The 20,019-nt window shown below is 57.2% G+C and carries 13 protein-coding genes; 7 read left to right on the top strand and 6 right to left on the bottom strand.

Going from position 1 to position 20,019, the window contains the following annotated elements; translation table 11 throughout:
* Nucleotides 1–55 precede the first annotated feature (55 nt).
* Both rcsC and gyrA read right to left on the bottom strand, forming a co-directional pair.
* Nucleotides 56–2,911, bottom strand: coding sequence for a two-component system sensor histidine kinase RcsC (gene rcsC / locus GRPL_RS13980; RefSeq protein ID WP_032699090.1), 2,856 nt, complete (start codon nucleotides 2,909–2,911; stop codon nucleotides 56–58).
* Between the two features lie 166 nt (nucleotides 2,912–3,077).
* Nucleotides 3,078–5,717, bottom strand: a complete 2,640-nt coding sequence (gene gyrA / locus GRPL_RS13985; protein ID WP_032686665.1) for a DNA topoisomerase (ATP-hydrolyzing) subunit A — start codon at nucleotides 5,715–5,717, stop codon at nucleotides 3,078–3,080.
* 234 nt (nucleotides 5,718–5,951) lie between these two features.
* Between gyrA and ubiG the strand changes: the two genes are divergently transcribed.
* The 4 genes from ubiG (at nucleotide 5,952) to yfaE (ending at nucleotide 10,810) form a co-directional block, all read left to right on the top strand.
* Nucleotides 5,952–6,680: a bifunctional 2-polyprenyl-6-hydroxyphenol methylase/3-demethylubiquinol 3-O-methyltransferase UbiG gene (gene ubiG, locus GRPL_RS13990; RefSeq protein ID WP_032686664.1), complete on the top strand. Its 729-nt coding sequence runs from the start codon at nucleotides 5,952–5,954 to the stop codon at nucleotides 6,678–6,680.
* 356 nt (nucleotides 6,681–7,036) lie between these two features.
* Nucleotides 7,037–9,322, top strand: coding sequence for a class 1a ribonucleoside-diphosphate reductase subunit alpha (gene nrdA, locus GRPL_RS13995; RefSeq protein ID WP_032699089.1), 2,286 nt, complete (start codon nucleotides 7,037–7,039; stop codon nucleotides 9,320–9,322).
* 103 nt (nucleotides 9,323–9,425) lie between these two features.
* Nucleotides 9,426–10,556 carry a class Ia ribonucleoside-diphosphate reductase subunit beta gene (gene nrdB / locus GRPL_RS14000; protein WP_032686662.1) on the top strand — a complete coding sequence of 377 codons (1,131 nt, stop codon included), beginning with the start codon at nucleotides 9,426–9,428 and terminating at the stop codon, nucleotides 10,554–10,556.
* On the top strand, nucleotides 10,556–10,810 hold the full coding sequence (yfaE, locus tag GRPL_RS14005) for a class I ribonucleotide reductase maintenance protein YfaE (protein WP_004201692.1): 255 nt from the start codon (nucleotides 10,556–10,558) through the stop codon (nucleotides 10,808–10,810). The genes nrdB and yfaE overlap by 1 nt, the downstream gene beginning before the upstream one ends.
* A gap of 83 nt (nucleotides 10,811–10,893) precedes the next feature.
* Here the strand turns inward: yfaE and glpQ are convergent, their stop codons facing one another.
* Both glpQ and glpT read right to left on the bottom strand, forming a co-directional pair.
* Nucleotides 10,894–11,964, bottom strand: coding sequence for a glycerophosphodiester phosphodiesterase (gene glpQ / locus GRPL_RS14010; protein WP_032695462.1), 1,071 nt, complete (start codon nucleotides 11,962–11,964; stop codon nucleotides 10,894–10,896).
* A gap of 9 nt (nucleotides 11,965–11,973) precedes the next feature.
* On the bottom strand, nucleotides 11,974–13,320 hold the full coding sequence (gene glpT / locus GRPL_RS14015; protein ID WP_032686660.1) for a glycerol-3-phosphate transporter: 1,347 nt from the start codon (nucleotides 13,318–13,320) through the stop codon (nucleotides 11,974–11,976).
* Nucleotides 13,321–13,590: 270 nt separating this feature from the next.
* Between glpT and glpA the strand changes: the two genes are divergently transcribed.
* The 3 genes from glpA to glpC are packed head-to-tail and all read left to right on the top strand — an operon-like array spanning nucleotide 13,591 to nucleotide 17,637.
* Nucleotides 13,591–15,213, top strand: a complete 1,623-nt coding sequence (gene glpA, locus GRPL_RS14020) for an anaerobic glycerol-3-phosphate dehydrogenase subunit A (protein ID WP_032699088.1) — start codon at nucleotides 13,591–13,593, stop codon at nucleotides 15,211–15,213.
* The gene (gene glpB, locus GRPL_RS14025; RefSeq protein ID WP_032699087.1) at nucleotides 15,203–16,462 is read left to right on the top strand and encodes a glycerol-3-phosphate dehydrogenase subunit GlpB; all 1,260 of its coding nucleotides are present in this window, start codon (nucleotides 15,203–15,205) and stop codon (nucleotides 16,460–16,462) included. Before glpA ends, glpB begins: the two co-directional genes overlap by 11 nt.
* The gene (gene glpC, locus GRPL_RS14030; RefSeq protein ID WP_032699086.1) at nucleotides 16,459–17,637 is read left to right on the top strand and encodes an anaerobic glycerol-3-phosphate dehydrogenase subunit GlpC; all 1,179 of its coding nucleotides are present in this window, start codon (nucleotides 16,459–16,461) and stop codon (nucleotides 17,635–17,637) included. Before glpB ends, glpC begins: the two co-directional genes overlap by 4 nt.
* A gap of 424 nt (nucleotides 17,638–18,061) precedes the next feature.
* Here glpC and GRPL_RS14035 read toward each other — a convergent pair whose 3' ends face one another.
* Nucleotides 18,062–19,258, bottom strand: coding sequence for a nicotinamide mononucleotide deamidase-related protein YfaY (locus tag GRPL_RS14035; protein WP_004864909.1), 1,197 nt, complete (start codon nucleotides 19,256–19,258; stop codon nucleotides 18,062–18,064).
* A 102-nt stretch (nucleotides 19,259–19,360) separates the two neighbouring features.
* Nucleotides 19,361–19,903 (bottom strand): YfaZ family outer membrane protein, encoded by a 543-nt coding sequence (locus GRPL_RS14040; RefSeq protein WP_004864911.1) that lies wholly within the window; start codon nucleotides 19,901–19,903, stop codon nucleotides 19,361–19,363.
* Nucleotides 19,904–20,019: the final 116 nt, after the last annotated feature.

The raw sequence follows: 20,019 nt of genomic DNA, 5'->3' as shown, positions 1-20,019 counted from the left end.
GCCCGGATAACGGCGTCGCGCTTTATCCGGGCAAGTACACAATCGGTTCCCTGCCCTACTCCCTTTCCTGACGTTCTTTACGCACCCGCGCGGCGTAGACCGCCAGCGTCTGCTTGATAATATCGAGCGTCACCGGTTTAGACAGACAGTTATCCATACCAGACTCCAGACAGCGCTGTTTCTCCTCAGCCAGTGCGTTGGCGGTCACCCCGATTACCGGCAGGGTCATTCCCAGCTCGCGGATACGTTGCGTCAGGCGATAGCCATCCATATTCGGCATGTTGACATCGCTCAGCACGATATCGATATGCTGTTTGCTCAGCACGCCCAGCGCATCGACCCCATCGTTTGCCGTCACGCACTGATATCCCAGCGAGCCAAGCTGGTCGGCCAACAGCCGACGGTTAATCGGATGATCGTCCACCACCAGGATCATCATATCGTCATTGCTGGCGACCTGCGTTTCCGGAGCAGCGAGCGCCGGACCGTGTTCGGTGGTCGTCACCGCAATCCGGAAGATACGTCCCAGTAGCGGCAGCAGCTCGTGCGGTGTCGTCACGCTGTGTATCCACTCGCCGGGCGCGCGTTCCAGCGGAATACCGATATGGCGGCGACAGAAAATCACCGCCGCACTCCCCTGCCAGCGAGCATCCGGCTCATCATCCGTCAGCAAAATATCATCTGCACCGGGCTGCTGCCCGTCATAGATTTGGGCGTGAAGACCGTGATGGGTAAGCAGCGACTCGACAAACAGCGCCAGGGAGGTATTGCGGATAGCCAGCCAGCAGCATTTACCCACCAGACCATCAATCACCAGCGGCGAGCGGTTTTGCACGCCGTACAGCGGAATACGAATGGTAAAGCGGCTGCCCATTCCCGGTTCGGTTTCGACGGCAATATCGCCGTCCATCATGCTGATGAGCTTTTCACATATCGCCAGCCCCAGACCGGTCCCCTGGAAGTTGCGCTGCACGCCGGTCCCCACCTGGAAGAACGGGTCAAACAGGCGCACCACCTCTTTTGCCGGGATCCCTTCGCCCGTATCGCGCACGCTAATTTGCAGGTAATCCCCGGCACACTGCACGTGCAGGACGATGCAGCCGGTGTCGGTAAACTTAATGGCGTTGCTCAGCAGGTTAGAAATGACCTGCTGCAAACGCATCGGATCGCCGGACATCAGCTGCGGAACGTCAGGCTCGATAAAGCAGTAGAGCCCCAGCTGTTTACGTACCACCAGCGGTAAATAGTTGGCCGAGATATGGTTCATCACCTCACGCGGCGAAAATTCGCCGGGTTCGATTTTCAGCTGCTCGGATTCAATTTTCGAGAAGTCGAGGATATCGCTGATGATTTTCAGCAGCAGGCTCGAGGAGTTATTCATCGCCGTGACCAGCCTGTCGACGCCCTTCGGCAGCTCTTTGGTTTGCAACAGGTCAAGGTTACCGATAATTCCATATAGCGGCGTACGCAGCTCATGGCTGACGGTGGCGAGGAACATCGATTTCGACTGGCTGGCCTGCTCCGCGGCCTGCGCCATCTCCTGCAACGACTCTTCCATCTTGACGCGGGCGCTGACGTCCACCAGCACGCAAATCGCGACGTTTTCATTGCGATAGCGCGAATGCACGAAGCTAATCTGCAGGTTGGTGTTGTTACTGGTCAACACATCCACGAAGTTGACCTGCTGGCCGCAAATAATCTGCGTTAACCGCTGCCGATCCTCATGGGTTAACATATTGAGGTAGTTGTGCGCCAGTTCGTTGCTCAGAATATTGGTGCCATCGAGGGTGCGCAGGATACAAATTCCCACCGGCGCCGACGCGACAATTTTACGGTTGAACTGCTCATGCTCTTCCAGCCGCTGGGCATCATTCTCCGCCGGGATAAAGATCCGCCGCTCATACATCCGCGCCAGGGCAAACAGAATCACCCCGGTCAGAATATTCAGGACAATCGCGTTGATAATCAGCATCCGGATACGTTCAAGCACCTGATCGACCGACACGGAATAGACAATGCTTAACGACGATGGCGGCAGGCTCTTCTTCAGCGCCAGTTCGCGGAAACCCGCGGTGTAGCCAAACCAGATCCGCTCCTGCATCCAGCGGGCTTCGCTCTTGATTTTGTTATCCTGCCCGGCAAGAGAAATAAGCGGCTGCCCGTTGTCGTCGAGAATCGTGACGCTCATTGGCAGACTGCCCGGCGTAAAGAAGCTCTCCATACGAATGGTCTGCTCAATACCCAGCAACGCCTGCAGGCGGTTTGCCATATAAACCGGCGTCAGGGCGTAAAAATAGCCCACGCCCGGACGCACGCCCTGGCTTATCCAGAACAGGTTGTTGCCGCGCTCGTTTTGCGGCGCATCGCGGTACTGCTCAATACGCTGGTGCAGCACTTTCAGCGCCTGATCGCGCTCCAGCGGCATTTCCCGCAGGCCAAAGTTGGCCATACACAAATTATCGCTGCCAATGAGAAAGATGCGGTTGAGGTCATAGGCCGCGGAAAAGTTATCGCGCCAGTAGCGCATAAACCACGCCAGCGACTGCAGAGAGTTGCGCCAGGTGGCGCCCATGGTCCCGCAATCAGAATCAGGGTACAGCGGCTCGAAATCAGGGATGGCGATGTTGCCGCCCGGAGCGGGAGTCGCCCCCCCCTCGCCGCCGCTGGTCGGACGGTTTCCCGCCACGTATTTCAGCTCTTTAATCACATCCGCGGTTCGCTGGATATAGCGCTGTGCCTGATCGGCATTGAGGTTAAATTCCTGGCGGATTTCCGACTCTCTGTCATGCAGGGCATTGACGATATAGAACACGGAAACGAAAGCGATCAGCATCCAGAGCAGTACCGCCAGCGCTCTGAACAGGTAGCGTGAAACCTTTAGCGTGGTATGAAAAGAGGCAAGATATTTCAATGGGGCGATACTCGGCCGTCAGGGACTCAACAGAATGGGGTTAAGGTAGCGGTAAACACGTTTCGTCGCAACGTTATACTCTCTGGATTTCGCGTCGGATAAAGGGCGGCGTACAAATAAAAAGGGCCGGAGTCTCTCCCGGCCCTTTTCGCACCACTAGCGCAGATTATTCTTCATCTTCGACAGTGTCATCATCGGCGTCAGCGTCAGTTTCCGGCGCGATCTCGTCGTCACCTTCCGCCACGCTGCCGTCGATGGCATCCAGCTCTTCGTCATCAACCGGCTCGGCTACGCGCTGCAGACCCACAACGTTTTCATCTTCCGCGGTACGGATCAGAATAACGCCCTGCGTGTTACGACCGACGATGCTGACTTCCGACACGCGCGTACGCACCAGCGTGCCCGCATCGGTGATCATCATGATCTGATCGCAATCATCGACCTGCACGGCACCGACCACGGAACCGTTACGCTCGGTGACCTTAATGGAGATCACGCCCTGCGTTGCACGGGACTTAGTCGGATACTCTGCCGCCGCCGTACGTTTACCGTAACCATTCTGCGTGACGGTCAGGATAGCGCCTTCGCCGCGTGGAATGATCAGCGAGACCACTTTATCGTCACCCGCCAGCTTGATGCCGCGAACGCCGGTTGCGGTACGGCCCATGGCACGGACCGCGCTCTCTTTAAAGCGCACCACTTTACCGGCGGCTGAGAACAGCATCGCTTCATCGTTACCGTTCGTCAGGTCAACGCCAATCAGCTCGTCGCCTTCGTTCAGGTTCACCGCGATGATCCCGGCAGAACGCGGACGGCTGAACTCGGTCAGCGCGGTTTTCTTCACGGTACCGCTGGCGGTCGCCATAAAGACGTTCACGCCTTCTTCGTATTCGCGTACCGGCAGAATAGCGGTAATGCGTTCGTTAGCTTCCAGCGGCAGCAGGTTGACGATTGGACGCCCGCGCGCACCACGGCTGGCTTCCGGCAGCTGATAAACCTTCATCCAGTACAGGCGACCACGGCTGGAGAAGCAGAGGATCGTGTCATGGGTATTGGCCACCAGCAGGCGGTCGATAAAGTCTTCTTCTTTAATACGTGCGGCCGATTTACCTTTGCCACCGCGACGCTGCGCCTCATAGTCGGTCAGCGGCTGATACTTCACATAGCCCTGGTGAGACAGGGTGACCACCACATCTTCCTGGTTGATCAGATCTTCGATGTTGATATCCGCGGTGTTGGCGGTGATTTCGGTACGACGCGCGTCGCCGAACTGTTCGCGCATGGCTTCCAGCTCTTCCCGAATCACTTCCATCAGACGATCGGCGCTGCCGAGGATATGCAGCAGTTCAGCGATCTGTTCCAGCAGCTCTTTATATTCATCGAGCAGTTTTTCATGCTCAAGGCCGGTCAGTTTCTGCAGACGCAGATCCAGGATCGCCTGGGCCTGCTGTTCGGTCAGATAGTATTGACCGTCGCGCACGCCGAACTCTGGCTCGAGCCACTCCGGACGCGCGGCATCATCACCGGCACGTTCCAGCATCGCCGCCACGTTGCCCAGATCCCATGGACGCGCGATCAGGCCAGCTTTAGCTTCCGCAGGCGTTGGCGCACGGCGGATAAGCTCGATGATCGGGTCGATGTTAGCCAGCGCAATCGCCAGCGCTTCGAGGATATGCGCACGATCGCGGGCTTTACGCAGTTCGAAAATGGTACGACGCGTCACCACTTCACGGCGGTGGCGCACGAACGCAGAAAGAATATCTTTCAGGTTCATGATCTTCGGCTGGCCATGGTGCAGCGCAACCATGTTAATACCGAAGGAGACCTGCAGCTGCGTCTGGGAGTAGAGGTTGTTGAGAACCACTTCGCCCACCGCATCGCGTTTCACTTCAATCACGATGCGCATCCCGTCTTTATCAGACTCGTCACGCAGCGCGCTGATGCCTTCAACGCGTTTGTCTTTCACCAGCTCGGCAATTTTCTCGATCAGGCGCGCTTTGTTCACCTGATACGGAATTTCGTGCACGATGATGGTTTCACGACCCGTCTTCGCATCGGTTTCCACCTCAGCGCGGGCGCGAATATAAATTTTGCCACGACCGGTGCGGTAAGCTTCCTCAATCCCACGACGACCATTAATAATGGCGGCAGTCGGGAAGTCCGGACCCGGGATGTGCTCCATCAGCCCTTCGACGGAGATATTTTCATCGTCGATATAGGCCAGGCAGCCGTTGATCACTTCCGTCAGGTTGTGCGGCGGAATGTTGGTTGCCATCCCGACGGCGATACCGGACGAACCGTTCACCAGCAGGTTAGGGATTTTCGTCGGCATGACGTCAGGAATACGTTCCGTACCGTCATAGTTATCAACGAAATCAACCGTCTCTTTTTCCAGGTCGGCCATCAGCTCGTGGGCGATTTTCGACATACGGATTTCCGTATAACGCATCGCTGCGGCGGAGTCGCCATCGACAGAACCGAAGTTACCCTGGCCATCGACCAGCATATAACGCAAGGAGAATGGCTGTGCCATACGTACAATGGTGTCATAAACGGCGGTATCACCATGAGGGTGGTATTTACCGATTACGTCACCAACGACACGGGCGGATTTTTTATAGGCTTTGTTCCAGTCATTGCCCAATACGTTCATGGCGTAAAGTACGCGACGGTGTACCGGTTTCAGGCCATCTCGGACATCCGGCAGCGCACGGCCAACAATGACCGACATCGCATAATCCAGATACGAGCTCTTAAGCTCTTCCTCAATGTTGACCGGTGTAATTTCTCTCGCAAGGTCGCTCATCTAACCGCTATCCCTCTACTGTATCCCGGATTCAAAGGTCGCAAATTATAACACAGCCACGGTGATACGGGTAAACCTATACCCAATGAATTTCGCGCCGCATCGTGGCGGCAAATGCAGGCGCTCCGATTCGCGCTATCGGGTCCCGGCAAAAGGCGATGGGGATAGACGGTTTATTCATGTCGGTCACCTGATATACTCGCCGGTCTGAACAGAAAAGGAGTCGAAGCGCCCATGAATGCCGAAAAACAGCCGGTGGCCCACAACGTTGATCATCATGAAATTGCTAAATTTGAAGCCGTCGCCTCGCGCTGGTGGGACTTAGAGGGCGAGTTCAAGCCCTTACATCGTATCAACCCGCTGCGTCTTGGCTATATTGCGGAGCGTTCTGGCGGCCTGTTTGGCAAAAAGGTACTCGATGTTGGCTGCGGCGGCGGCATCCTTGCCGAGAGCATGGCGCGTGAAGGCGCAACGGTAACCGGGCTCGACATGGGCTTTGAACCGCTGCAGGTAGCGAAGCTGCACGCGCTGGAAAGCGGCGTTCAGGTCGAGTATGTCCAGGAGACGGTAGAAGAGCACGCGGCGAAGCACGCCGGTCAGTACGATGTGGTGACCTGCATGGAAATGCTGGAGCACGTTCCGGACCCACAATCGGTGGTGCACGCCTGCGCACGGCTGGTGAAGCCCGGCGGTCAGGTCTTCTTCTCGACCATTAACCGCAATGGTAAAGCGTGGCTGATGGCGGTAGTCGGCGCTGAGTACGTGATGAAAATGGTGCCCAAAGGGACGCATGACGTGAAGAAATTCATTAAGCCGGCGGAGCTGATTGGCTGGGTTGATCAGACTACTCTGAAAGAGCAGCATATCATCGGCCTGCATTACAATCCGCTGACCAATACCTTCAAGCTGGCGCCGGGCGTAGATGTTAACTATATGTTGCATACAACCGCGAAAAGCGCATAACGTCAGCAGTTTTTCATATGATGATTATTTGATGATTGCGCGGCATCAAGCCGCGTAATTTTTACATCCGTCGAAGAAATCAGCATTCGATCAAATTTTCATATTTATTTTCCAGTTTATTGACATCTCCGCCAGGCCTTATGCGGCGTGGACTTAGCGATCATTACGCTTCCGCAACCTCAAATTAACGTCAAAATCAACCCTTGTACTCAAAAGAATCCTTACTAAAATACTCACCATATAGCGTTTCTTTTATCTACAACCCCCTACATATAGTATTTATCCACAGAGTTAGTCACAACGGCGTTCTGTGGATAAGCGGGGGATATTTTCTCTCACGGACAGGTATAATCCACATGAATCAGAGTCTGCTGGTGACAAAGCGTGACGGTAGCACCGAGCGCATTAATCTCGATAAAATCCACCGTGTACTGGATTGGGCGGCAGAAGGACTGAATAACGTTTCGATTTCTCAGGTAGAACTGCGCTCTCACATTCAGTTTTACGACGGCATCAAAACCGCCGATATCCACGAAACCATCATTAAGGCAGCCGCGGACCTGATCTCCCGCGAAGCGCCGGATTACCAGTATCTCGCCGCGCGCCTGGCCATCTTCCATCTGCGTAAAAAAGCCTACGGCCAGTTTGAACCGCCTGCGCTGTACGACCACGTCACCAGGATGGTGAAAAAAGGTAAATACGATACTCATCTGCTGGAAGACTACACGGAAGAAGAGTTCAAGCAGATGGATTCGTTCATTGTTCACGATCGCGATATGAGTTTCTCCTACGCTGCCGTTAAGCAGCTGGAAGGCAAATATCTGGTCCAGAACCGCGTCACCGGCGAAATTTACGAGAGCGCCCAGTTCCTCTATATTCTGGTTGCCGCCTGCCTGTTCTCCAACTACCCGCGCGAGACGCGTCTGGACTACATCAAGCGTTTCTATGATGCCGTCTCCACCTTTAAAATCTCGCTGCCGACGCCGATTATGTCCGGCGTGCGTACCCCAACGCGTCAGTTCAGCTCCTGCGTGCTGATCGAGTGCGGCGATAGCCTCGATTCCATCAACGCCACCTCCAGCGCCATCGTGAAATATGTTTCTCAGCGCGCCGGTATCGGCATTAACGCCGGCCGCATCCGTGCGCTCGGCAGCCCGATCCGCGGCGGCGAAGCGTTCCACACCGGCTGTATTCCGTTCTATAAGCACTTCCAGACCGCGGTGAAGTCCTGCTCGCAGGGCGGCGTACGCGGCGGTGCGGCGACGCTGTTCTACCCGATGTGGCATCTGGAAGTCGAAAGTCTGCTGGTGCTGAAAAACAACCGTGGTACCGACGCCAACCGCGTTCGCCACATGGACTACGGCGTACAGATCAACAAACTGATGTACACCCGCCTGCTGAAAGGTGAAGACATTACCCTGTTCAGCCCGTCCGACGTCCCGGGTCTGTATGACGCCTTCTTCGCCGATCAGGACGAATTCGAACGTCTGTACACCCTGTACGAAAAAGACGACAGCATTCGTAAGCAGCGCATCAAAGCGGTTGAGCTGTTCTCCCTGATGATGCAGGAACGCGCCTCCACCGGCCGTATCTACATTCAGAACGTTGACCACTGCAACACCCACAGCCCGTTTGACCCGGTGGTGGCGCCGGTTCGCCAGTCCAACCTGTGCCTGGAAATCGCGCTGCCGACCAAACCGCTGGATGACGTCAACGACGAAAACGGTGAAATCGCGCTGTGTACGCTGTCTGCCTTTAACCTTGGCGCCATTGAAAGCCTCGACGAGCTGGAAGAGCTGGCGGTACTGGCGGTGCGTGCGCTGGATGCCCTGCTGGATTACCAGGACTACCCGATTCTGGCGGCTAAACGCGGCGCGATGGGCCGTCGTACGCTGGGCATTGGCGTAATCAACTTCGCCTACTACCTGGCGAAGCACGGTAAACGCTACTCTGACGGCAGCGCCAACAACCTGACGCATAAAACCTTTGAAGCGATTCAGTACTACCTGCTGAAAGCGTCAAACGAGCTGGCCATTGAACAGGGCGCGTGCCCGTGGTTCAACGAGACCACCTATGCTCAGGGCGTGCTGCCGATCGATACCTATAAAAAAGATCTCGATGCCATCGTCAACGAGCCGCTGCACTACAACTGGGAAGCGCTGCGCGAGTCCATTAAAGAGCACGGCCTGCGTAACTCCACGCTCTCCGCGCTGATGCCGTCAGAGACCTCTTCGCAGATTTCCAACGCTACCAACGGTATTGAGCCGCCGCGCGGACATGTCAGCATTAAAGCCTCGAAAGACGGCATTCTGCGTCAGGTGGTACCGGACTACGAAAAACTGCAGGGCAACTACGAGCTGCTGTGGGAAATGCCGAACAATGACGGCTACCTGCAGCTGGTGGGTATCATGCAGAAGTTTATCGACCAGTCGATTTCGGCCAACACCAACTATGACCCGACGCGTTTCCAGTCGGGTAAAGTGCCAATGCAGCAGTTGCTGAAAGACTTGCTCAATGCCTATAAATTCGGCGTAAAAACTCTGTACTATCACAACACCCGTGATGGCGCGGAAGATGCCCAGGACGATCTGGCGCCGTCCATCCAGGACGACGGCTGCGAAAGCGGCGCATGTAAGATTTGATAATATTGCCCGGCGGCGCGTTGCTTGCCGGGCCTACGGTCTATTGTAGGCCGGGTTAGCGAAGCGCCACCCGGCGTATAATTCCAGGACAGGATCCCCACTCATGGCATACACCACTTTTTCACAGACGAAAAACGATCAGCTGCTTGAGCCGATGTTTTTTGGCCAACCGGTTAACGTCGCCCGTTACGATCAGCAAAAATATGACATCTTCGAAAAGCTGATCGAAAAACAGCTCTCCTTCTTCTGGCGTCCGGAAGAAGTTGACGTCTCCCGCGACCGTATCGACTATCAGGCGCTGCCGGAACACGAAAAACATATCTTCATCAGCAATCTGAAGTATCAGACGCTGCTGGACTCTATCCAGGGCCGTAGCCCGAACGTCGCCCTGCTGCCGCTGATTTCGATTCCGGAACTGGAAACCTGGGTAGAAACCTGGGCATTCTCAGAGACGATTCACTCGCGCTCCTACACCCATATCATCCGTAATATCGTCAACGACCCGGCGATGGTCTTCGACGATATCGTCACCAACGAGCAAATCCAGAAACGCGCGGAAGGTATCTCCCACTACTACGATACGCTGATCGAGCTGACCAGCTACTGGCATCTGCTGGGTGAAGGCACGCACACCGTCAACGGGAAAACCATCACCGTTAACCTGCGCGAGCTGAAAAAGAAACTCTACCTGTGCCTGATGAGCGTCAACGCGCTGGAAGCGATTCGCTTCTACGTCAGCTTCGCCTGCTCCTTTGCATTCGCCGAGCGTAAGCTGATGGAAGGCAACGCCAAAATCATCCGGCTGATCGCCCGTGACGAAGCGCTGCACCTGACCGGCACCCAGCACATGCTGAATCTGCTGCGCTCCGGCGTCGACGACCCGGAAATGGCGGAAATTGCCGAAGAGTGTAAGCAGGAGTGCTACGATCTGTTCGTGCTGGCGGCACAGCAGGAGAAAGAGTGGGCGGATTATCTGTTCCGTGACGGTTCAATGATCGGTCTGAACAAAGATATTCTCTGCCAGTACGTGGAATACATCACCAATATCCGCATGCAGGCGGTGGGTCTCGATCTGCCCTTCCAGACCCGCTCCAACCCGATCCCGTGGATCAACACCTGGCTGGTGTCCGATAACGTGCAGGTTGCGCCGCAGGAAGTGGAAGTCAGCTCCTACCTGGTTGGCCAGATCGATTCCGAAGTCGATGCCGACGATTTGAGCAACTTCCAGCTCTGATGAAACGCATTTTTCTGAAAATCTCTGACACTCGCCTTGAGTGTCAGGATGAACACCCTTCCCTGTTGGCCGCCCTGGAATCACATAATATCGACGTGGAGTATCAGTGTCGCGCCGGCTATTGCGGATCCTGTCGCACGCGGCTGGTTTCCGGTCAGGTTGACTGGCTGACCGAGCCGCTGGCGTTTATCCAACCGGGAGAGATTTTGCCCTGCTGCTGCCGGGCGAAGGGTGATATAGAAATCGAGATGTGATTGTGTCGGGCGGCGCTTCGCTAACCCGACCTGTAAAACCGCAGTTCACAGGCCGGGTAAGGCGCAGCCGCCACCCGGCAATTTCAGCGTTTATCCTTCAAAAAGCTCACCGCCTTATCCGGGAAATCCGTAAACAGCCCGTCCACGCCCGCCTGGTTATACAGCAGGTCATAAAGCTGATTCACGTCCGTGGTATATTCCGGCAGTTGGTCTGCCCGGACGGTGTACGGATGCACCTGCATTTTGCTCTCATGCGCCTCTTTCACCATCTCGTTTAGCACAACCTGACCCGGTCTGGAATTCGCCGCCACCAGCATATGGTAGTCCGGGCCAATTCCGTCGGCATATTGCGCAATCTGCTGCATCGCGCCGGGCTTAAACATCCAGTCATAGCTGTAGTTAACCCATTTGCCGTCCGCCTGGCGTTGCCGGGTTTCGTTCCAGTCGGTGTAAGCGATCAGCTGCACCAGCTTCAGGTCCATCCCCATCTTCGGCTCCAGCTCATGCTTAATACGCTTGAGCTCGTTAGCATCAAAGCACTGCAGATAGATCTTATCCTGCTTGCGAGTATACCCGTATGTCTTCAGCACCTGCAGGACGCTGGCGGCGATATCCTTGCCTTCCTGATGGTGGAACCACGGCGCCTTAATTTCCGGGTAGATACCGATATTTTTCCCCGTTGAATGGTTCAGCCCCTGAACAAACTCGATCTCCTCTTCAAAAGTATGAATGCGGAAGTCCGATTTCCCCATCGGGAAGCGGCCAGGGAAGGTCTGTACATGCTTGCCGTCCTTCGGCTCAAACCCTTCGCTGAACCGCAGCGATTTTATCTCCGCCAGGGTAAAGTCGATGGCGTAGAAGCGGCCATCCTGCCGCGCGCGCTGCGGGAAACGCTCCGCGACGTCGGTCACCCGATCGAGATAGTGGTCATGGAGCACCACCAGCCGATCGTCTTTGGTCATCACCAGGTCCTGCTCAAGATAATCGGCGCCCTGAGCGTAGGCCATCGCTTTTGCCGGCAGCGTATGCTCCGGCAGATAGCCGCTGGCGCCCCGGTGGGCGATGACAAGCTTATCCGCCGCAGCGGCGGAAAAGCTCAGAGTCGAACCGGCCAGTAAAATCCCCGTCATTAACGTTGTGGCTAGCGTTTTCATGCGCATTCCTTAAGCCTGTTTCAGTTGTTGGTGATGGCGTTTTTCGCCAATCATCACCACCACCAGCAGCAGAACCGCCAGTACGCTGCCGCCAATCATCACCATGAAACCGCCGTCCCAGCCGAAGAAGTCAACGGTATAGCCGACGATCGCGCTGGCGGCAACGGAACCGCCCAGGTAGCCAAATAAACCGGTAAAACCTGCGGCAGTGCCAGCCGCTTTTTTCGGCGCCAGCTCAAGGGCATGCAGGCCAATCAGCATCACCGGGCCATAGATCAGGAAGCCAATCACAATCATACAGGTCATATCGATACCCGGGTTACCCGGCGGGTTGAGCCAGTAGACGACGGTCGCAATCGTCACCAGCGTCATAAAGAAGACGCCGGTGGCTCCGCGATTGCCCTTAAACACCTTGTCGGACATCCAGCCGCAAATCAGCGTGCCTGGAATCCCCGCATACTCATATAAGAAGTAGGCCCAGGAGGATTTATCCAGCGCAAAGTGCTTCACTTCTTTCAGGTAGGTCGGCGACCAGTCGAGGATGCCGTAGCGCAGCAGATAGACAAAGACGTTCGCCACGGCGATATACCACAGCAGCTTGTTCGGCAGGATATACTGCTTAAAGATCTGGCTGGCGGTCAGCTCCTGTTCATGCTTTTCGCTGTAATCATCAGGATAGTCATTTTTATACTCTTCAATCGGCGGCAGGCCGCAGGACTGCGGCGTATCGCGCATCATCGCGAAGGCAAACACCGCCAGCAGAATCGCGCCGAATGCCGGCATATACAGCGCCGCGTGCCAGTCGTTAAACCAGGCCATCCCCAGCAGGAACAACAGCGGTGGGATCCCGCCCCCCACGTTATGCGCGCAGTTCCACACCGAGACAATGCCGCCGCGTTCTTTCTGCGACCACCAGTGCACCATCGTCCGCCCGCACGGCGGCCAGCCCATCCCCTGGAACCAGCCGCAGAGGAACAGCAGCACGAACATCACCATAATGCTGGAGGTCGCCCAGGGTACAAACCCCATCACCAGCATCACCAGCGCGGCCAGGATCAGCCCCGCGGGCAGAAAAATGCGCGGATTCGAGCGATCCGATACCGACCCCATGATGAATTTCGAAAATCCATAGGCGATCGAAATACCGGAGAGGGCGAAACCGAGATCGCCGCGGGAAAAACCTTGCTCCACCAGATAGGGCATAGCCAGAGCAAAGTTCTTACGCACCAGATAGTAAGCAGCGTATCCAAAGAAAATACCGATGAAAATTTGCCAGCGCAGTCGGCGGTACAGCGGATCGATTTCCGCCGCGGGCAAACGCGCTTTGTGCGGCGCAGGTTTAAAAATAGTTAACATAGCAGCCTCCGTGGCCATCTCTTCTCTACTGACAGCGATAAGAAAAATCTAATCTAATCACCCACTTCTGATGAGCCGGGATGGTAGGCAAAGCTGGCCCTGGATACTGTGAAACATCGCACGCTTTGTTACAAAAATATGACAAAACATTCCATTATGAGCATGAAATCACATAACCCGCTCGAATAACGCGCGAATATGCTCGAAATCAAACAATACCCACTATTTGTATGGCTAAATGGCGTAAAACGAACATAGAGGGACTTGAAGATGGCCGATAGCGGTGAATGTGATGTCATCATCATTGGCGGCGGCGCCACCGGCGCAGGGATCGCGCGCGACTGTGCGCTTCGTGGGCTGCGCGTGACGTTAGTGGAACGCCACGATATCGCCACCGGGGCGACCGGGCGCAATCATGGGCTGTTGCACAGCGGCGCGCGCTATGCCGTAACCGATGGCGAATCGGCCCGGGAATGCATCAGTGAAAACCGCATCCTGCGCCGCATCGCCCGCCACTGTATTGAGCCCACTAACGGACTGTTTATCACCCTTCCCGAGGACGACCTGGCCTGGCAGCAGACCTTTATCAGCGCCTGTCAGCAGGCCGGTATCGAGACCCGCCAGCTGTCGCCAGCGGAAGCGCTGCGTATTGAGCCGACCGTGAATCCGACTCTGCTCGGCGCCGTTCAGGTCCCCGATGGCACCATCGACCCGTTTCGCCTTACGGCAGCCAACATGCTCGACGCCCGGGAACATGGCGCGACCATTCTGACCGGTTGTGAAATTACCGGGCTCATCCGCCGTGGAGAACGCGTTTGCGGGGTCGAGTTTTATGATCATCAACAGCGTGAGAGACGCACGCTGTACGCCGGTGTCGTGGTCAATGCCGCCGGGATCTGGGGACAGCGGATCGCGGAATATGCCGATCTGCGCATCGCCATGTTCCCGGCCAAAGGATCGCTGCTGATCCTCGACCACCGTATCAACCGGCAGGTCATCAACCGCTGCCGCAAACCCGCCGATGCCGATATTCTGGTGCCCGGAGATACCATTTCGCTGATTGGCACGACGTCGGAACATATCCCTTACGACGAAATTGATGACAACCGGGTCACGACGGCCGAAGTCGACACCCTGCTGCGGGAAGGGGAAAAACTGGCTCCGGTACTTGGGCGTACTCGCGTGCTGCGCGCCTATTCCGGCGTGCGTCCACTGGTGGCCAGCGATGATGACCCCAGCGGACGCAGCGTCAGCCGCGGTATCGTTCTGCTCGACCACGCCGGACGCGACGGCATGGAGGGCTTTATCACTATTACCGGCGGCAAGCTGATGACCTACCGTCTGATGGCGGAGTGGGCCACGGATGCCGTGTGTCGTAAGCTGGGCAACAGCGTCCCCTGCTCTACCGCCGACACTCCGCTTCCGGGCTCAACGGAGCCCCCCGAAGTCACGGTAAAAAAAATCATCTCGCTACCCGCGCCGCTGCGCGGTTCCGCCCTCTACCGCCACGGCGACCGCACGCCTGCCTGGCTGGGCGATACCCGCCAGCATCGCAGCTTAATCTGTGAATGCGAGATGGTGACCGCCGGAGAAGTACAGTACGCGGTGGAAAACTTAGCGGTTAACAGCCTGCTCGATCTACGTCGCCGTACGCGCATCGGCATGGGCACCTGCCAGGGAGAGCTGTGCGCCTGCCGGGCGGCCGGGCTTCTGCAACGGTTTAACATCACCACTCCCGCCCAGTCGCTGACCCAGCTTTCCGATTTTTTAAACGAGCGCTGGAAAGGTGTGCAGCCCATTGCCTGGGGCGATGCGCTCAGGGAAAGTGAATTCACCCGCTGGGTCTATCTCGGACTGTGCGGGCTGCCAAAGGAGTCTCAGGATGAAATTTGATAGCGTGATTATCGGCGGTGGCCTCGCGGGCCTGCTCTGCGGGCTCACGCTTAATCAGTTCGGCCTGCGCTGCGTCATCGTCAGTCGGGGTCAAAGCGCGCTGCACTTTTCCTCCGCTTCGCTGGATCTGCTCTGCGCCCTTCCCGATGGGGAACGCGTCAGCGAGGTGGCTCACGGGATCGCCCGCCTGGCAGAACAGCTTCCCGAACATCCCTATGCCATGCTGGGCGCCGATCGGGTGATGGCATACGCCGCGCAAACCGAGGCGCTGCTGGCCGCCAGCGGGATCGCGATGCGCGGCGAGGCCAGCCAACCGCATGAGCGCGTGACGCCGCTGGGCACCCTGCGCCCGACGTGGCTTTCGCCGCAGGAAGTTCCCGTGGCGCCACTCTCCGCAGGAAGCGTTGGCGTCGTGGGTATCGGCGGATTCGCCGACTTCCAGCCGCATCTGGCCGCCGCCTCGCTCACCCGGCAGGGGGTAAAAGCGACGGCGACCGAGATAGACTTACCGATACTGGATGTTCTGCGGGATAACCCGAGCGAATTTCGCGCGGTGAATATCGCCAGAATGCTCGATGAACCGTGTCATTGGCCCGCGCTCCTCGCCGCGTTACGTCCGCTGGCGCAGGCGCACGACCTGCTGATCATGCCCGCCTGTTTCGGTCTGAACGACGCCGGGCTGTATAGCTGGCTACAGGAACAGCTGCCCTGCCCGCTGCGCCTGCTGCCGACGCTGCCGCCTTCGGTTCCCGGCATGCGCCTGCATAACCAGCTTCAGCGGCGTTTTATTCGGACCGGAGGCACCTGGCTGGCTGGCGATGAAGTCACGCGGATCGGCCATCAGGAGGGGAACGTCAGCGAAGTCTGGACCCGGCAGCACGGCGATGTTCCGCTGCGTCCCCGTTTTGCAGTTCTGGCCAGCGGCAGTTTCTTCAGCAATGGCTTGATCGCCGATAAAGAGCGCGTTCGGGAGCCGATTCTCGGCCTCGACCTTCAGCAGACTACCCCGCGCGAGAACTGGTATCAGCGCGATTTCTTTGCTTCGCAACCCTGGCAACGCTTCGGCCTGAAAACGGATACGATGCTGCGCCCGCTGCTCGACGGCCAGCCGCTGGGCAACCTGTTCGCCATCGGTTCGCTACTGGGCGGTTTTGACGCCATCCAGCTGGGATGCGGCGGCGGCGTTTGCGCGGTCACCGCGCTCCACGTCGCGAAACAGATTCATGACCTTGCCGGAGGCACGCGATGAACGATACCCGCTTTGAGAGCTGCATTAAATGTACCGTTTGTACGACCAGCTGTCCGGTCAGCCGGGTTAATCCCCGCTATCCGGGCCCGAAACAGGCGGGTCCGGACGGTGAGCGCCTGCGGCTGAAGGACGGGGCACTGTACGACGAAGCCTTAAAATATTGTATTAACTGCAAGCGCTGTGAAGTCGCCTGTCCCTCTGATGTAAAAATTGGCGATATTATCCAGCGGGCACGGGCGCAGTACAGCCAGCAAAAACCGACGCTGCGCGATGCTATCCTCAGCCATACCGACCTGATGGGCACTCTCTCCACGCCGTTTGCCCCGCTGGTCAACGTCGCAACGGGCCTCAAGCCGGTGCGCCGGCTGCTCGATGCGACGTTAAAGATTGACCACCGGCGAACGCTGCCGAAATACGGTTTCGGCACTTTTCGCCGGGCTTACCGCCAGCAGGCGGACCGCCAGGCGCAGTTCAGTGAGCAAGTGGCGTTTTTTCACGGCTGTTACGTCAACTACAACCATCCGCAGCTTGGCCACGATCTCATCCGCGTGCTGAACGCGATGGGCACCGGCGTACAGCTGTTAAGCAAAGAAAAATGCTGCGGCGTGCCGCTTATCGCCAACGGCTTTTTTGCCAAAGCCCGCCGCCAGGCGCAGAGCAACGTCGCCGCCATGCGAGAGACTGCGCTGCCGGTCATTGCCACCTCATCAACCTGCGCTTTTACCCTGCGCGACGAATACCCGCATCTGCTGGATGTCGATAATCAGGACCTTCGCGACCGGGTTGAACTGGCCACCCGCTGGATCTGGCGCCAGCTTGATGCCGGGCGAACCCTGCCGCTTCGGCCGCTGCCGCTGAAGGTGGTTTATCACACGCCGTGTCATATGGAGAAGATGGGCTGGTCGCTGTATACCCTCGAACTGCTGCGGCTGATCCCGGGTTTACAGCTGGAAGTGCTGGATTCGCAGTGCTGCGGTATCGCCGGCACCTACGGGTTTAAATCGGAAAACTACCCCTCTTCTCAGGCCATCGGCGCACCGCTGTTCCGGCAAATTGAGGAGAGCGGTGCCGACCTGGTGATCACCGATTGCGAAACCTGCAAATGGCAAATCGAGATGTCCACCAGCAAACGCTGTGAACATCCCATCACTTTGCTGGCGCAGGCGCTGACCTGATATCGGCGCCAGAACCGAGTGAAATCAATGGGCGATGACAAATCCGCTGTGAATACTGTCGCCGTGTTTTTGCCGGGTGGCGGCTAACGCCTGACCCGGCCTACGGGTGCTTGCGAATTGGGTATTAGCATCGCCCTGACTGACGACCTGCCTGGCGCCATATGCGGATCTCGTAGGCCCGGTAAGGTGCAGCCGCCGGGACTTTACTTGATTCCAGCATCCTGGACTCCAATCCTGAGTACTGGAATCAGTGTTGCGGTTGTCCGGGGGGTAAATTGTCAGCGACCTCAAATGGCGACGCTATTCCAGCAGAGTGGACGTTCGGCGGGAGGAAAAGGCGAGATGGCGCACGGAATATTTAAAAGCAAGTACAACCGGCTGGACCGATCGCGCGTCGGGAGGAGTTCCCGACGCAGAGGTTTGTTTAAACCGAGAGAGATTCGACGACGTTAATCCAACCGTGTTCGCCGGCGACCGGCTGACCGTTCAACCAACGGCGCAGCATATTCAGCGCCATCATGGCACAGACTTCCTGACGAACCGCCAGGCTGTAGCGCGTGGCGCTGAATTTGACCCGTAGCGCATGGGTGCCTTCCGGCGTCGAGAGGACGAAATTCAGGTGATCGGCTTCCTGGCCGCTCACCGCCAGTGCCAGACCGGCGAAATGATTGACCCGCCGTTCTGCGGCCCAGCGAGCAGACTGCGCCAGCGACTCCTCCTGGCAAGGGACGACTTCGCTTGCCAGCAGCGGCGCATTTGCCCGCGAAAGCTGAAGCGCCAGCAAACCGCCGGTAAACTGTTCACTCAGCGTCAGACTCAGCTGGCGCTCCTGTAAACAACGCGCGATCTGCGCGGGCAGCCCTTCGGTGCCCTCGAAAATCATGCTCTCTCCCGCCACTTTTTTCACTTCCGGCCATATCGCCAGCATCGCTTCGCGCTGCTCCGCCGGCCCGGTGAGCTTCAGCTCAATAATCGGCATTGAAGAACGGTAGCCCATGACGACGCCCGGCGGCAGCTCCAGCGGATCGAGGCTTTGCGCCAGATCGCTTTCCGAACGGCCAAAAGTCGTCAGACGCAGACACAGCGGCGGTGCAGAGAGCGGGAAACGCTCACGCAGGCGGGGTAAAATTTCCTGCTCGACCATGACTTTGAATTCCGACGGGACGCCGGGGGTGAAAAACATCAGACAGCGGTTAAGCTGAACGGCAAAACCGCAGGCCGTCCCCACCGGATTATTGATCATCTCCGCGCTGGCGGGGATCTCCGCCTGCTTGCGGTTGCTTGCGGCCATCGGGCGACCGCGCTCGGCAAAGAAACGGGTCATCGTTTCCAGCCACGCTTCGTGCAGAATCAGTCCTTCGCCCTTGGCGGTCGCTGCGGCCAGCGCGCTCAGATCGTCACTGGTTGGCCCCAGGCCGCCGTTGACGATCAGCACATCCGCCTGTTCACTGCGTTCACGTAACACCGTGACCAGGGAATCAAGGTCATCGCCCACGGTGTTGCGGCGCGTTAACGGTAATCCCTGATTGAAAAAGAAATCGGCCAGCCACGCGGCATTGGTATCGACGATTTGCCCGTGCAACACTTCATCGCCGGTGGACAGCATTTCCACATTTATCATTATTCACTTCACTCCTTGCCTGCCAGGTGGCAATACTATAGCGCAAGGCGCAGGCGGAGTAGACAGGAATACGGCGCGGGAAAGGTTCGCGCCGTTGCGGGATTAGAAGCTGGCGCTGACGCCGAGGTACGGGCCGTCTGCAATCGTGCTGTCTTTGTTGCCGTCTTTCCCTTCGAGGTTCAGATAACGATAACCGGCTTCGATGCTCAGAGGACGCATAATCGTCCAGCTCGCACCGGCGTTGGCTTCCTGATAGCTCTGAATACCGCTGGAGAGTGAATCCGGGGAATAATAGTATTCGCCGAACAGACGGAAGCTGTCGCCAATTTTCCACTGCAGGCCGCCGCCGACGGCCGCCGCATACCCTTCATCGCCGCTCTTCGGGTTGGTGTAAACGCCCTTGCCGCCAACCGTCGCGAGGAATGGCCCCAGCGGAATATTCAGACCAAGACCTAAACCCGCCGCGTCGCCGTCATTGTCGCTGTGCATCCAGTTGCCGGTCACTGCCAGACCAGATGACTCAGTCCCGAAACCGACGCCAAGGTTGGTGTAGTGCTCACCAGCCTGCCCGGTTACGCTGATGGCATTTGCCGCCGTAGAGACGAACATCATGCCGGCAAGACCTAATAAAATGCTCTTTTTCATTTTTACTCTATCCAGAAAACAAGAATCAAAAAAGTCCCAAAAACCGCAGAATTGTACTGCCGAACGCTGAGGAATCAATGCACTAAAATGACCTTTACTCTCGTGATTGTAACCAG

It is taken from the genome of Klebsiella planticola ATCC 33531 (genome assembly GCF_000735435.1).
Lineage (GTDB): Bacteria > Pseudomonadota > Gammaproteobacteria > Enterobacterales > Enterobacteriaceae > Klebsiella > Klebsiella planticola.
Note: the sequence above shows the minus strand (reverse complement) of the source record. Positions and strands in the feature narration are given on the sequence as shown.

Coding starts and splice junctions, on each gene's coding strand:
- gyrA (WP_032686665.1), bottom strand. CDS start 5,717: ATGAGCGACCTTGCGAGAGAAATTACACCGGTCAACATTGAGGAAGAG.
- ubiG (WP_032686664.1), top strand. CDS start 5,952: ATGAATGCCGAAAAACAGCCGGTGGCCCACAACGTTGATCATCATGAA.
- nrdA (WP_032699089.1), top strand. CDS start 7,037: ATGAATCAGAGTCTGCTGGTGACAAAGCGTGACGGTAGCACCGAGCGC.
- nrdB (WP_032686662.1), top strand. CDS start 9,426: ATGGCATACACCACTTTTTCACAGACGAAAAACGATCAGCTGCTTGAG.
- yfaE (WP_004201692.1), top strand. CDS start 10,556: ATGAAACGCATTTTTCTGAAAATCTCTGACACTCGCCTTGAGTGTCAG.
- glpQ (WP_032695462.1), bottom strand. CDS start 11,964: ATGAAAACGCTAGCCACAACGTTAATGACGGGGATTTTACTGGCCGGT.
- glpT (WP_032686660.1), bottom strand. CDS start 13,320: ATGTTAACTATTTTTAAACCTGCGCCGCACAAAGCGCGTTTGCCCGCG.
- glpA (WP_032699088.1), top strand. CDS start 13,591: ATGGCCGATAGCGGTGAATGTGATGTCATCATCATTGGCGGCGGCGCC.
- glpB (WP_032699087.1), top strand. CDS start 15,203: ATGAAATTTGATAGCGTGATTATCGGCGGTGGCCTCGCGGGCCTGCTC.
- glpC (WP_032699086.1), top strand. CDS start 16,459: ATGAACGATACCCGCTTTGAGAGCTGCATTAAATGTACCGTTTGTACG.
- GRPL_RS14035 (WP_004864909.1), bottom strand. CDS start 19,258: ATGATAAATGTGGAAATGCTGTCCACCGGCGATGAAGTGTTGCACGGG.
- GRPL_RS14040 (WP_004864911.1), bottom strand. CDS start 19,903: ATGAAAAAGAGCATTTTATTAGGTCTTGCCGGCATGATGTTCGTCTCT.